The 13973-nt window shown below is 58.0% G+C and carries 11 protein-coding genes; 7 read left to right on the top strand and 4 right to left on the bottom strand.

Annotated elements, in window-relative coordinates:
- Positions 1-329 precede the first annotated feature (329 nt).
- On the top strand, positions 330-1094 hold the full coding sequence (locus UH5x_RS01735) for a PAS domain-containing protein (protein WP_482634497.1): 765 nt from the start codon (positions 330-332) through the stop codon (positions 1092-1094).
- 512 nt (positions 1095-1606) lie between these two features.
- Complete coding sequence (locus UH5x_RS01730) at positions 1607-2962, top strand: vitamin K epoxide reductase family protein (protein WP_482636104.1); 1356 nt, start codon at positions 1607-1609, stop codon at positions 2960-2962.
- A gap of 88 nt (positions 2963-3050) precedes the next feature.
- On the opposite strand, the gene UH5x_RS01725 is transcribed toward UH5x_RS01730, so the two are convergent.
- The gene (locus tag UH5x_RS01725; RefSeq protein WP_482634496.1) at positions 3051-3518 is read right to left on the bottom strand and encodes a hypothetical protein; all 468 of its coding nucleotides are present in this window, start codon (positions 3516-3518) and stop codon (positions 3051-3053) included.
- A 28-nt stretch (positions 3519-3546) separates the two neighbouring features.
- On the opposite strand from UH5x_RS01725, the gene truA reads away from it, so the two are divergent.
- The 3 genes from truA to UH5x_RS01710 all read left to right on the top strand — a co-directional run bounded on the left by truA (position 3547) and on the right by UH5x_RS01710 (position 7122).
- On the top strand, positions 3547-4392 hold the full coding sequence (truA, locus tag UH5x_RS01720) for a tRNA pseudouridine(38-40) synthase TruA (RefSeq protein WP_482634495.1): 846 nt from the start codon (positions 3547-3549) through the stop codon (positions 4390-4392).
- 284 nt (positions 4393-4676) lie between these two features.
- Positions 4677-5582 carry an FHA domain-containing protein gene (locus tag UH5x_RS01715; protein ID WP_482634494.1) on the top strand — a complete coding sequence of 302 codons (906 nt, stop codon included), beginning with the start codon at positions 4677-4679 and terminating at the stop codon, positions 5580-5582.
- Between the two features lie 61 nt (positions 5583-5643).
- Positions 5644-7122, top strand: a complete 1479-nt coding sequence (locus UH5x_RS01710) for a lipopolysaccharide biosynthesis protein (RefSeq protein ID WP_482634493.1) — start codon at positions 5644-5646, stop codon at positions 7120-7122.
- A 24-nt stretch (positions 7123-7146) separates the two neighbouring features.
- Here the strand turns inward: UH5x_RS01710 and UH5x_RS01705 are convergent, their stop codons facing one another.
- From UH5x_RS01705 to UH5x_RS01695, 3 genes are all read right to left on the bottom strand, one after another.
- On the bottom strand, positions 7147-8760 hold the full coding sequence (locus tag UH5x_RS01705; RefSeq protein ID WP_482634492.1) for a sulfatase family protein: 1614 nt from the start codon (positions 8758-8760) through the stop codon (positions 7147-7149).
- Positions 8761-8955: 195 nt separating this feature from the next.
- Positions 8956-9837 carry a cell division protein FtsQ/DivIB gene (locus UH5x_RS01700; protein WP_047816225.1) on the bottom strand — a complete coding sequence of 294 codons (882 nt, stop codon included), beginning with the start codon at positions 9835-9837 and terminating at the stop codon, positions 8956-8958.
- Between the two features lie 10 nt (positions 9838-9847).
- The gene (locus tag UH5x_RS01695; protein WP_236696524.1) at positions 9848-10765 is read right to left on the bottom strand and encodes a UDP-N-acetylmuramate dehydrogenase; all 918 of its coding nucleotides are present in this window, start codon (positions 10763-10765) and stop codon (positions 9848-9850) included.
- A gap of 334 nt (positions 10766-11099) precedes the next feature.
- On the opposite strand from UH5x_RS01695, the gene xylA reads away from it, so the two are divergent.
- Both xylA and UH5x_RS01685 read left to right on the top strand, forming a co-directional pair.
- Complete coding sequence (gene xylA, locus UH5x_RS01690) at positions 11100-12419, top strand: xylose isomerase (protein ID WP_482634491.1); 1320 nt, start codon at positions 11100-11102, stop codon at positions 12417-12419.
- Between the two features lie 438 nt (positions 12420-12857).
- Complete coding sequence (locus tag UH5x_RS01685; protein ID WP_482636103.1) at positions 12858-13892, top strand: YCF48-related protein; 1035 nt, start codon at positions 12858-12860, stop codon at positions 13890-13892.
- Positions 13893-13973: the final 81 nt, after the last annotated feature.

Here is a 13973-nt window from a genome sequence, read left to right as displayed (position 1 = left end):
GTGACAGCAGAACAACGAGCGCCCCACAAAGAGTTTTGAATCGACAAGTCAATGGACTTTTGTTTTTTGCCCGCATGCCCTTCACTGCACCGGACATTTGAATCTCGCGTGACGATGGTTGCCGGGACACAGGCGACTGGTTCGGGCATCTGCGATCAGGGACGATGAGTTCACTCATGCAATGGGTGTGACAGGGCAGGGAACGATCGAACAACGCAAAACGGAGACAACTGTGGAGTCAGCGATACGGCGTCGTTCAGGCTTTGATTATTGTCCATTCACGAGTGGATGTCTTGCTGATTCATTGCATCGATTTGTAAAATCCTCGCATGGCCAAACCCACACCTGACGTCACAGACTGGCGAAACGAAGTCTTCGGAAGCATTGTCAATCCCTTGGCATGCTTGGAGCTATTCGATTATTTGCCACAGGTTTACATGTACGTCAAAGCTGCCGATGGACGTTACTTGCGAGCCAATCGCGTGGTCTGCCGGGTTGTGGGGGTGAACGATGAATCGGCGATCATTGGGAAGACCGACTTCGATTTCTTCCCACCCGCCATCGCGACGCAGTACGTCGAAGAGGACCGGCGAGTGGTCGCATCGGGGGCAACGCTGACCGATCAGGTATGGTTGGTTCCCGACAGTCGCGGCGTGCCGCAGATCTATTCGTGCAACAAGATCCCTCTGCTCGACCAAGCAGGCGACGTCGCGGCATTGGCGGGAGTGAAACGGCCGTACCATAATTCCGAGACACCGGAGAGCGGGCACTTGCGACTGTTGAAAGTGGTCCAGTTCGTGACGCAACATTACGGCGATGAAATCTCGGTGTCGGATTTGGCTCGCGAAGCCAACCTGTCACAGAGCCAATTGCACCGTGAATTCACTCGTTTGTTTGGAATCACACCCAACCACTACATTCGCGAAGTCCGGGTGGGTGTGGCCAGGCACCTGTTGGAGACCACCCAAGAAGCCGTCGGAGTGATCGCTGCCAGCACTGGTTTCTACGATCAGAGCCATCTGACCCGGCAGTTCAAATCCTCGACCGGGATCACTCCGACGGAATATCGTCGCATGTACAGTCCGCTGGAGTGAGACGGCGGCTGGATTGAGACAGGCTGGACCGTTGCCGTTGCCCGGTGAACGCCGGGACCTACCGATGGTTTGAATCGCAAAGGCCGCACCGAAAGTTCCCAAATTGAGACGGATGGCAGCCGAAAATGCGACACTTTCGACGACACTCGGGACGGGCGTGATGGACCGAAAGACTCCAGTTCGAGTGCCGAACTGGAACTGTTTGGTTCATTTGCTTTCAAATCGGTTGCGGAGGGGCCGAGCAAGTCCCCTTGGTAGCGTCAAACCTGGCGTTTTCAGCAATCTGGGCAATTTCCCTCAAGTCGTTCAGACATTGGCACACAAGCTGCAATCCAAGCGATCCAACGCAACCAGATTTTCTCACCAGACATTCACTTGGATCCACCATGGCCACCGTCGACCTGCATTCCTCCGGCAATCATTCGCAGTCCCGCGAGCACCAACGCCCGTGGAGTGAGAGATTCGATGGGAGTGCGTCGTTGCCGAGGATTCGAGTCAGTGCGTGGTGGACGATGCTGGCGTGCAGCATGGTTGCGTTGGGCACGAGCAGCTACCTCGCGTTCACAGCGTTCACGTCGTCCCCTGTGGCAGGATGCGGCGGCGGGAGTCTGTTTGATTGCAGCCACGTGCTACATAGTCGCTGGTCCAAGGTGGGAGCCCTGCCGGTCAGTGTGCCAGCCATCCTGACTCATCTCAGCGTGATCTCGCTGCTGCTGTTCCGTCCGATCAGCGTTTTTTGGAAACGCATTCGCTGGGGCGCTCTCGGCGTGGTTGCTCTGACGGCCGGGGGAGCCGCGATTTGGTTCATTGGACTGCAAGTCTTTGCTCTGGGCCACCTTTGCCCGTATTGCATGGTCGCTCACGTCGCGGGAATCGTCTTGGCGGGTACGTTCCTCTACAGCCGCCCCGCGCAGGCACCGCCGCTGCGTCTGCTGGGTTCAGTCGCCGCAGTCGGGTTGGCCGCGATGATCACACTGCAAGTGGCAACGGAACCGGCACCGACGTTTGAGGTGATCGATCACAGCGTCCAACCGGCCATGTTTGAGGCGTCGGGAACGGTTGAATCGCCAGGAACATTCGAAGCACCGGGCGTGTTCGAAGACCCTGCCAGCGGCGAATCCGCTCAAGGTGGAGAGATCGAAGGCTTGTTTGCTGCCCCCGAATCGGTCAGCACAAACCGGAAAGCAACCGAATGGCTCGATCAAGTTGCTAGCTTCGATCCCTCTCGCTTGGCCATGGCATTGATCCATCCCGCGTCGTTGCTGACCTCGGAGGTTGCCGCGGAACCAGACCAGACCCCGAAGACGGCTGAGATTCTTGGCGGAGTTCGGTTGGCAACCAAGGATTGGCCGCTCATCGGAAAGCCGGATGCGGAGATGGTGCTGGTGGAGATGTTCGATTACACCTGCCCGCATTGCCAGCGCACTCACGAGTCGCTGGAAGCCGCCCAAGAACACTTTGGTGATCGATTGGCAGTGATCGTGTTGCCGGTTCCTTTGGACGGTCGCTGCAACCCTGCGATTCAAAGCACCAACGCGATGCACCGCGAAGCTTGTGATTTGGCAAAGCTGGCGGTTGCTGTCTGGATCGTCGACCGGGAGAAGTTCGCTGAATTCCATTCGTACATGTTCGAATCCAAGCCGACGCTTGCTCAAGCCAAGTCACACGCCTCGCAATTGGTCGACGATGCGAAATTGAAATCAACCATGAGCAGTCCCACCCCGACCGAGTACATCCAAAAGCACGTGCAGCTGTATCAACGAGCGGGCTCGGGAACGATCCCCAAGTTACTGTTCCCCAAGACAACGACCGTGGGTGCGGTGGAATCTTCCCAGGCGATGATTCGATTGATCGAGCAACACCTGTAGGAACGAATTTGGCATACGCTTCCGCCTGTGATCGAGCAGCACACCTTCCGGTTCCGTCACAGGCTGGAAGCGTATGCCACTTTCTTCCTCAGCTTGCAGCGTCGATTCGCAAGGCGACTTCTGCGACGCAGCGTGGAAGGTCCGATTGCGTTTGAGCTCGCAGCTCGATCTCAATCTGGTTTTGCCCCTTCAGCGGATGTGGCACCGGCAACAGGTTTGATTCCTGCTGTCCAGCTCCTGCCGGGCCACCTGAGCCGATGACGACTTCGTTCAATCGAACCACGAAATGGTCCTTCAAGGCGGGAATGATTTCGATCGAGAGCTGATCGGATTCTTCCAGTCCCGTGGGGCAATTGAAATGCCGGCGATAGATGGCATGATATTCAGCCGACGATTGATCGCCCTTGCCGCTCTCGGCGCGAGGGACTTCGGCCATCGAGACCTCGTCGTTCGCCGAAGCGTCCGGCACATGGACACGCTCGGCTCGATGAAGCGATTGTCCATCGCGAAAAATTTCGCGGGTCCAGGGGCGGCGCAATCGAATGCGGTGAGTCATCGAGATCCGGTCTCCACAGAGAATTGAATTGCAAGCCAACGATCGAACTCGCACGCCTCGTCCTCGCACGTTTCATCTGACGGTGGCATACGACGGCACCGAATATTGTGGCTGGCAAGTCCAGCCTGACCAGCGGTCGATCCAATCGGAACTGGAACGCGTGATTCAGCCGCTGGCAGGACGCCCGGTTCGAATATTGGGCAGCGGTCGAACCGACGCGGGCGTCCACGCGATCGGGCAAGTCGCACGGTGCGTGCTGCCAAAGTGGAACGCCGGTCCGGTCGCCTTGCTGCGAGCGATCAACAGCAAGTTGCCCGACGACATTCGCGTCAAAGCCGTCCGCGAAACGCGAGAACGGTTTCACCCCATCGCCGATGCCACCGGCAAGCGATACCAATACATGGTGCAAATTGGTGGTGGACGTGATCCTTTCGCCAATCGATTCGTGCACCGCGTCGGCGGCCCGATTGATCATGCCGCGATGCAAGCAGCGGCAGGCAAGTTCGTCGGACGCCATGACTTCGTCGCGTTTCAAGGAACGGGTGCCCAACGGCCCTCCACCGTGCGAACGATCCATTCAGCCAGATGGTTCCGCCGAACCGCGAATGATCCCACCGGGGCAGAACTCGAAGGCGAACACTGGTGCTTTGAAATTGAAGGCGAGGGATTTCTTTACAACATGGTTCGCAACTTGATCGGCACGATGCTGGAAGTCGGACGCGGCCGCAAACCGCTGGAGTGGATCGACGAGGTCTTCGCCAGTCGCGATCGCAAGCAGGCCGGTCCAACCGCTCCGCCTCAGGGGTTGTTTCTGTGCCGAGTGGATTACACGGATGAAGTCTTTGAACTGGATGAGCTTGATTCGGGCGGCTGAGCTGATCCAAGTGGAGCGACGGTCAAACGCAAGGCAACCAGACGCGAAAAACCGGCAAATCAGTTTCGCTTTTGCTATGATCCCTCTCTCTGGGATCGTCTCGTCATCGGGGAGTGGCGGGACCCGTCCGGCGTGTCATCCGAAGGAACACACCCCGCCGTTGAGACGGAAGACGCCAAAATCGATTCCCCAGAAATCCTCCCCAGAGGTTTTGCATAATTCGCGGACGACCACAGAGCGGTCGGACCAGATCTTCTCCTCCAAAACGCGAACAATTGTTACTGGTGTCCGAAAGCTCCGCACAACTGATCCTTGCCTCCGGAAGTCGAGCTGGCTTGGTCGCCGCCATTCGCACCGGCTACTACGTGATCGGTCGGGACCGCGGATGCCAGATTCGTCCCAAGAGTCGTTCCGTCAGCCGGAAACATTGCCTGTTGCACTGGGAAACGCCCGCGGATTCGGAACCTCGGTTTCGCATCTTTGATTTGGACAGCACCAGTGGCACGCGGGTCAACGGAACTCGCATCCCCGCCCGAACCTGGGTGGAGTTGATTGACGGTGCCGAACTTCGTTGCGGAAAGATCACGTTCGCCCTCGCGATCGCTGCGGCTGGAAACGCGGACTCCCGGTGTTCACTGGATGATCGGGAGGACCCGACTGGAGAAACAGCCGACGCAGCCACCGCGGCAAACGCTTCGATGTTGGAAGGAGACGCGTGGCAAGAAATCGACATCGCATCGTTTCTACAGGTTGCCCCGCCGGTCACGCAAAAAGCTGGTCACGACAATATCCGCGCCAATGCCTCCAACCCCGCCCCACAAGGAACTGAATCGGGAATCTTCGAGAGCGACGAAGACTTTTCCGATGACGAAACGGCGGAAGACTCCGATCAATCGTCATCGAGTATCAACGCCGCGCCCCAGATGACAGACTCCAAGAATCCAAATCCTGAAGCCAACCAGGACTTTGGGAACAGACATGCCACCGAGAAAAATCCGGATCATGAGAAGAACCAGGGCACTCAAAAGTCCCCTTCTCTAAATGCAACCGATTCCAGGTTGGTCGATCGAAACCAAATCAAGATTTTCGCCGCGCTCGTGATGACCATCGCCTTGTTCGGCTTTGGTGGCTACCAAGTCATGCAGTTTTGGCAGGGTCCCGACGTTCGAATTGTCGACGGAATTGACTGATGGATTCGAACGATTGGGGGTCAAGGCGGATGCACTGATCGCAACTATACTGCTCCGCAATATGACCTCAGATCCCCTCTCTACCGACCCGAACTCGCCGGATCCGTCCGGACACCCGGGCGATCGGTCTGACGTCTTCGATCAGAAATCGGCGTCGTGCAACGGATCCAGCTCAGGCACCAGCACCTGCTCCCCCTCGATTTCGAGTTCTGATTCTGGCCTGGCGATCGCTGGCGAGGCAACGCCAGGGCCGGCGGATGGCATCTGCTCGGAAGCACCAAACAACAGCGATCCAGCCCGCAGCAAACTCGCGAAAGCGATTTCGTTTAGCCAGACGGTTGGGTTCGCGTTTGCAATTGTCGCTCTGCAAATGGGCCAAGGCATCTTGTTGGCCCGATTGCTGGGCCCGATCGGGCGAGGCGAGTACGCAACGACAGTGTTGTACGTGCAGATGGCGCTCTACGTCGGGTTGTTCGGCGGGGTCGAAGTCATCTGTCGCTACGCAGCGGATCGCACCGTTGAGACAATCAAACTTCGACGAGCGGCGATGTGGTTGGGGCTGACCACCGGAGTCATCACGACCGGATTGGTTGTGGCCTGCAACGTGATCGCCTTGCCCGACGAAAAAGCGTACCTGATGTCGTTGGGTTGCCTGTGTGCGTTCAGTGTCATCGGCCAACACGTGATGCTGATTATGACCGCCGTCGATCGTGGAGCGGGCGACTTCACCCGGTACAACGTCCGCCGTTTCATCGCCGCCGCAGCGTTCCCGGCCCTGTTGTTGGTCGCAGCATTGGTAACCGAAGTGACGCTGACCCTCGCGTGCGTGCTGTTCGTCATCGCATCCGCGCTTTCGATGGCCGCCTGCGTGGTTGGACTGCCTCAAATCGCCACCGGGGAGAGCGAACCGCCGGTCAATCAGTTGCTCAAGGAAAGCCGCCCCTACGGGGTTTCCATGTTGGCGACTGATCTGTTCGAGCGGTTGGATTTGTTGCTGGTGATGTGGTTGGTGCCGTTGCTGACGCAGGGTTTCTACGCGGCGATGGTTCCGGTCGTTTACCCGTTGACGGTGATCCCCAACACACTGGGAATTTACCTGTTCAACACCGCTGCCGATCGCAGCAAGCGTTTGCAGACATCGGATGTGCACCGGATCCTCGGTGGTTCGATCGCAATTCAAACGGTGTCCACGATCGCGTTCATGATCGTGATCGGTCCGTTGGTGCGTCTGGTTTACGGCGAGGAATTTGCACCCGCGATTGTGTTCGCTTGGTGGCTGGCACCGGTCTCGGCGATCAAAGGCATCCTGCAAGGGCTAGACAGTTACGTCAAAGGCCGAGGCAAACCGCTGGCCCCGATTCGTTGCCGAATCGTCGCAGCGATCGTGATGCTGGGTTTGACCGCCGCCTTCGTGGGCACCTATGGTGCAATCGCAATCGCGGCGGCAGCGCTCGTGGGCCAGGTCATCTGCTTGGTTTGGCTGTCCGCGATTGTCTACGCCGACGTTCGCGAACAGAACGCTGAGATGGAACCGAGCTGAATTCGATGGCTGCCGAACGAGCGGCTACTTTGGGCGACGCTCGTCCAACCAATCCAGCTCTGGAACCCGGTCGGGCGATTGCTTCGCCCACTCCGGTTTCGGGAACCAACGCAGACCGCTGTATCGCGGGTAAGTCTCCCAAATGTCGCCGCCGTTGGGCCCGGAAACTCGTGGGTCGTTGGTTTCAGCGAGGTAATTGTTTAGACGTCGACTCAAAGTCTGCTTGATCTCTGCAAATTCGGGCTTGTTGGCCAAATCATTCAAGCAGGCTGGGTCGGACTGGATGTCATAAAGCTCTCCCGCCGGGCGTTTCGCAACGGCCCACTGCAAGTACTTGGCAAGCTCCGTGTCATCGTGGTTTTCGACCAGGAAGGTGAGCGACGGACAACCATCGATGTCATGATAGCCTTCGTGCATCGGCCCCAACTCTTCGGCGAGGATCGCTTTGTTCTTTGGGTAGGCTCCCGAGCCAAATTTCTGCGGCGCGCCGGCGGGCCAACGCTCCGGACGGAAGTTACGAATGAACAGATATTGATCCGTCCGAATGCAGCGTTGTGGGTAGCCGAGCGATTCATATCGAACCGATGAATGCCGTTCGCGCCCCGAGAAAATCGCCTCGCGATTCGACTCCACGGTTCCCTGTTTGCCCGACTGGAGCAACCCAACCAGACTGCGACCGCTCAAAGGTGTTTTCGCCGGAGGCTCCACGCTTGTCGCTTCGTAGATCGTCGCGGTCACGTCGATCAAGTTGACCAGGTCATCAACAGTTCGATCGCCCTTCACCTGGGCTGGCCAACTGATTGCCAGCGGCATGTGGATCCCGTACTCGTAGACATTCGCCTTGGCACGAGGGAACGCCATGCCGTTGTCGCTGGTCACGATCACGATTGTGTTGTCCAATTCACCGGCTTTCTCAAGCGTGTCGAGCATGCGACCGAGGTGTTGGTCGAACCACTGGATTTCGTAGCAATAGTCCAGAATGTCGCTTCGAATTTCCGGTGTGTCGGGCAGGAACTCCGGCACGACGACCTTCGCCGGATCCATGCCGTTTTTCAGTCCGATGCCTTTCTCAAACACGCGGTGAGGTTCTTGGCATCCGAACCAAAAACTGAACGGTGCGTCCTCTGGTTTTTGCTGCAGGAACGATTCGAAATTGGAGGCGTAATCAACGCTGCTGATTCCGCCGGGTGACTTCATTTTCTTGGACGAGAAAACCGGCCCAGCAGGGTTCCGAGAACGCTCGCTGATTTTCCAGTTCCCCGGCCCCCACCCTTTGCCTGTGTACCCAACAAAGTAGCCGGCCTTTTCCAGCCGGTCCGGGTAGACCTCGTACTTCGTTGCAAAAGAACTGGCGTGGGTTCCGGCGTGTTCGATTTGCCAGATATTGCGTCCGGTCAAAAACGCCGCCCGCATGGGACTGCAACCCGGTGACGGGGTGAACGCGTTGTTGAACAGGACGCCAGCGCGTGCGACGCGATCAAACGCGGGTGTCTGGATCGCTTGGTACCCGTAGGCGGACGTGTGCGGGAACGATTGATCATCCGAAATCGCGACCAAGACGTTGGGGCGGTCGGCGACAACAAGATTCGCCGACGAGAGCGTGACGGCAAACCACAAGGCGAGCTGGATTCGGTACAAACGAACATTCCTTCCGCGAGAGAAACTGACTGCGAAGGAAGATTCTAGCCGGGCCGATGCCAGCGTGCTTGCTAAGCAGGTCGGCTGGAATGATCGGGCACAACCATGCGAGCCGTTTGGGCGCTAGCCCCGGTTGCGCGTGAAAACCGTGGCTAACGCCAACGGCTCACATACCCGATGACACCTGCGTACCTGCTAGGGTTGCAATTGAACTTGGCGAAGATCCGTGCCCGTGGGAACTCCCGCCAGCATCGCTTGTAGTTTCATCATTGCGGGGATTTCGCCGGCGACTTCTTCGCCAGGTGGACTGCCCCAGAACCAACGTTCACCGTCCTGATTCGCAATTTCAAGCTGCACAATCGGGTTTTGACGCAAATCACCGTGCACCCCGATGCTCTGCAACTTCAGATCTTCGCGATGCGGTGCCAACAATCGAGCCAACAGGGCCGCGGCATGCACTCGGGTGTCGCCGAATGGAGATCCCAAGCGGCCCGTGTGATACGCGCCGGGAACGATGATGTGCAGGTAGTGATCGGTTTCCGAAGGGGCAAAGTCGCTGGGCAGCAGCGTGCCTTCGCCGTCGACGACCAAGAAACCTGGACCGGTCTTCGGGTCAACGACGTACACCATTGCGACTGGCAATCGGTAGTCCAACCGCACGTCGAGCCTGCCCTGAGCTTTTTTGCGAACCCCCACGACTCGGTGCACCCAGGGGTGACTGGCGAATGCCGACGCCACTTTCGCAGACACCTGAGGGTCGAGCAGCGACATGTCTTTCATCGCCGTTTCGGTGTAAACCGCGTCGATGATGTCGGTGCGAACGTAATCCGGCGGTGGTGTCACCGAGATTTGTTGAGCGTTGATGCCGTGGAACGTGACGGCAAAGTAGTCCGCCCACCAGGTTTGCCAAGCGGCATACCCAGCGACCAGTAAAATCGCAGGCCACAGAATCGACAAGACCGCTGGTGCGCCAATCAAACTGCGCACCCATCCCACCGTGGTCGGCTCATCCGCGTTCAAGTCGCGTTTGCGACGAATCAATCGCGGTCGTTTTTCGGCGGTGGACGTCTCGCTCATCCGAGTACGCTTACCAAATTTGCAGATTCAACTGCAAGTCGATCCCGGTTTGCATCAAGACCTGTTCACGAACTCGGCCGATCAGTTTCACACACTGGTCACTGGTCGCGTTTTCATGAGCGATCAAGTAGTGCGGTTCAGCGGAATCCAGCGAGACATCGCCTTCACGAATGCCTGCCAATCCGGTGCTGTTGATCAACTCGCAAGCGGAAATGGAATCGGGATCGATGAACGGCATCGCGATTCGATTGGATTCCGACGGCCGGCGTTGGCCACGATGAATCCACAATTTCTGCATCCGCTTGGTCAGCGCCGAGACATCCTTGGGTTCCAAGTTGAATGTCACGGACAAAACCACGGTGCCCATCAGGGTTGATTGGCGGTGAGCGAATCCGGCTTCCTCGCCCGTGATCGTTTTGCGCTTGCCATCTTCGTCGATCAGTTCGACCGACTCCACGACCGATCCGATGTCACGTCCTTCGGCGGAGACGTTTCCAACGACGGCGGCACCGATGCTGCCGGGGATGCCGACAAGGTGCTCCAACCCGCCCAGGCCTTCGCCAACGGTTTTGATCACCGCGTGAGTCAACTTGGCTCCGGCGCCCGCTATCAGTTTTTGGCCCTGGATTTCCAACCCGCTGGTCGCCGGGGCAGCCAAGGTGATCACCAAACCATCGAATCCGGCTTCGCGAACCAGCACGTTGCTGCCTTGACCGAGCACACGCAGCACCAGCTGTTTTTCGCGAGCAACGGCGTACAGTTTTTCGATCTGATCGATCTCAACCGGTTCGGCTAAAAATCGAGCCGGGCCACCAATGCCCAACCACAACGTTTCACGCAGCGGTTGGTTTTCGCGAACCACGTGCAGCAGATCTTCGGGGAAAAATTCGGTGAGCGATTCAGAGGGAGCAGAAGACACGTCGTTCATTTGCCGGTGCGAGTTTCGAAAGCCACCACCTCCAGGCGGCGGGACGCTGGACGCCAGTTTCGCAGTCCGAAGCAAAATTGGCAATCTGGATTCGACGAAGCCGCTGGTGATCGGCCCCCAATTGGCGAACCAGCGTCGATTGCCGCATCAACCGGTGCGACCCGGCCATCTCAAAAGCGTCCTAATCACCCTAAAACACGCTCGAATATCGCCGCAGGCCCCATTAAGCGACTGAAACCGGTTTCACCCCCTTGTCGCGTTTCGGCCAACTTCTGATATTGGGTCCCTCCATTGATTTGCATTTTTCCCCCGTCGCACCCACGGAATCCGTTCGATGACCGCTTTCCCCGATGTTCCTGTCGTTCAGTACGAAGGTCCCCAGTCCGACAACCCGTTGGCCTTCCGCTGGTACAACCCCGACGAAGTCATCGAAGGCAAAACGATGAAGGACCACATGCGGTTCAGCATCGTGTATTGGCACACGTTCCGCGGAACGGGAGCCGACCCGTTTGGCCCCGGAACAGCGGTTCGCCCTTGGGATGACGGATCCGAGAGCGTCGAAAATGCACAGAAGCGTGCCGTCGTCGCCTTTGAATTGTTCACCAAACTGCAAGCGCCGTACTACGCGTGGCATGACCGCGATGTGGCTCCCGAAGGATCCAACTTGCGAGAGACGCACGCGAACCTGGATGCGGTCGCCGACGTGCTGGAAGAACAGCAGAAAGCAACCGGCGTGAAGTTGCTGTGGGGCACCGCCAACATGTTCAGCAATCCCCGCTTCATGCATGGGGCCGCGACGAGCTGCAACGCGGACGTGTTTGCTTACGCAGGGGCTCAAGTCAAAAAGGCATTGGAAGTCACCAAACGTCTGGGTGGTGAAAACTATGTCTTCTGGGGCGGCCGCGAAGGCTATCAGAACCTCTACAACACCGACATGAAACGAGAACTGGACCACTTGGCCAAGTTCTTCCACATGGCAGTCGACTACGCCAAATCGATTGGATTCGACGGTCAGTTCTTGATCGAGCCCAAACCGAAAGAGCCCACCAAGCACCAGTACGACAGCGACGCGGCCGCGTGCATGAACTTCCTGCGTGCCTACGATTTGGATTCGCACTTCAAGCTGAACATCGAAACCAACCACGCGACGCTGGCTGGTCACACGATGATGCACGAGCTGGATTACGCAGGCATGCAAGATGGTTTGGGCAGCATCGATGCCAACACGGGTGATTTGCTGTTGGGCTGGGACACCGATCAATTCCCAACCGATTATTACCTGACCACGCAAACCATGCTGATGATTCTGAAGCACGGAGGCATCGGCACCGGAGGCGTGAACTTCGACGCCAAGGTGCGTCGGGAATCGTTCGAGCCCATCGATTTGTTCCACGCTCACATCGGCGGCATGGACGCGTTCGCGAAAGGTCTGAAGATCGCCGCGGCGATTCGTGCCAGCGGCGAATTGGCTGATTTCGTGAAGAACCGCTACTCGACCTGGGATTCCGGCATCGGTGCCAAGATCGAGGCCGGTGAAGTCGGCTTCGCTGAACTGGAAGCCTACATGCTCGAAAAGGGCGACGTCGACGCAAACCAAAGCGGCCGCCAAGAGTACCTCGAGCACATGATCAACAAGTACATCGATCGCGTTTGATCGATGTTCAGCAAGGAAGCAACCATCCCAAACCTTGGGTTGAGACCCAAGGCTCTCCCATGCAGTGGCTCGGGATGTCGATTTTATTGCGGACGTTCTTCGAGGCGTCCTTCGCCCCGGACCTGAACCGTAGTGGACGAGGTGACGAGTCCTTCCCCACGCAAGGGACTCGTTGCCTCGTCCACTACCCAATGCTGCCCTTCATCAATCGACATCCCCCGCCTGCTGAGACAGAATCGGGAGACGGAGCCTCCAAGACAGTGTGTTCCCAGGCAGAGCCTGGGAACAAGGAATACAGGGGATCCAGAAGAGTAGAATCCGAGTCGCGGAGTGGATTCGTTTTCATATTTCCGCGTTTTCAAACTGCCGGGAATGAAATTGATGCCGCACCATACATCCATCGCTGCGGCAGCCCTCTTGGTTGTCCTGACTGCGACCATGACAACAACCTCGCGTGCCCAAGTTTCGTCCGGCGAGGATTCTCTCGCGACCGGTTGGCGGCTGAGCGAGACGGGCACGAACGTCAGCCTGCGTGGATTGTCCGCGGTCGATGATGATGTCATCTGGGCCAGTGGAGCGGAGGCAACCGTGATCCGCTCGCTCGATGGTGGCGAGACTTGGCATTCGTGTGGCCCGGATGGATATGACGACCTGGAGTTCCGCTGCGTTTGTGCGTTCAGTGCCAACGATGCGTGCATCGCCAGTGCAGGAACGCCCGCCGTGCTGTTGCGAACCGAAGACGGAGGCACCAATTGGAAGGAAACCTATCACGCCGAATCCGATGCGGCTTTCTTCGACGCGATGCAGTTTTGGGATGCCAAACGCGGACTGGCTGTCAGCGACCCCGTCGATGGCCGATTGCTGGTCGTCGAAACGAACGATGGCGGACTGTCCTGGAAAAAGCTGAGCACCGAACTTCCGCTCTCCCGTCTCGGTGAAGCCGCGTTCGCAGCCAGCAACTCATCGTTGTTGCTCGGTGAGGATGGTCGATTGTGGTTTGGAACCGGCGGTGCCACGTCCGACACCAGTCGGTTGTACACTCGCTCGGGTTGGAATCAGCCTTGGGTTCCTGTCTCGGTTCCCATGCCAAGCTCACAAGCCTCCGGCATCTTCGCCGTTTGCCAAGGTCCAGCCATTGTCGGTGTGGATGCCGCCGGTCCGCTGTTCTGCGTGGGCGGTGACTACCGAGCTTCGGAAACATCGAAGGTCACGGCCTGCATCAGTCTGGACGACGGAAAGACTTGGCAGCATGTCACCGTTCAACCGGAGTCATTCCGAAGCGATGTCATGGCGATCCCCGAAGGCAGCCCGCTGGCCCGCTCCTTGATCACGGTCGGACCGGCTGGAACCGACCTGTCTCGCGATGGCACAAACTGGACGTCCTTCTCCGACGTTGGCTTCCACGCCTTGTCAGTCGGCAAACGAAAAGTTTTCGCGTGCGGGTCCGAGGGCCGCTTCGCTCGCCTGGACTGAGCCCGGAACAAGGCCGATCAGTTCTGGATCCAGCCAAGGCAACTATCCCCACAATTTCGGGGGGCTGGATTATGCTGGAGG

This window comes from Rhodopirellula sp. UH5 (assembly GCF_056839225.1).
This window is presented reverse-complemented; position numbering and strand designations above follow the sequence as displayed.

Excerpts from the sequence above, each read along its gene's own strand:
- UH5x_RS01735 (WP_482634497.1), top strand. The coding sequence starts at position 330 with ATGGCCAAACCCACACCTGACGTCACAGACTGGCGAAACGAAGTCTTC.
- UH5x_RS01730 (WP_482636104.1), top strand. The coding sequence starts at position 1,607 with ATGCTGGCGTGCAGCATGGTTGCGTTGGGCACGAGCAGCTACCTCGCG.
- UH5x_RS01725 (WP_482634496.1), bottom strand. The coding sequence starts at position 3,518 with ATGACTCACCGCATTCGATTGCGCCGCCCCTGGACCCGCGAAATTTTT.
- UH5x_RS01710 (WP_482634493.1), top strand. The coding sequence starts at position 5,644 with ATGACCTCAGATCCCCTCTCTACCGACCCGAACTCGCCGGATCCGTCC.
- UH5x_RS01700 (WP_047816225.1), bottom strand. The coding sequence starts at position 9,837 with ATGAGCGAGACGTCCACCGCCGAAAAACGACCGCGATTGATTCGTCGC.
- UH5x_RS01695 (WP_236696524.1), bottom strand. The coding sequence starts at position 10,765 with ATGAACGACGTGTCTTCTGCTCCCTCTGAATCGCTCACCGAATTTTTC.
- xylA (WP_482634491.1), top strand. The coding sequence starts at position 11,100 with ATGACCGCTTTCCCCGATGTTCCTGTCGTTCAGTACGAAGGTCCCCAG.
- UH5x_RS01685 (WP_482636103.1), top strand. The coding sequence starts at position 12,858 with ATGACAACAACCTCGCGTGCCCAAGTTTCGTCCGGCGAGGATTCTCTC.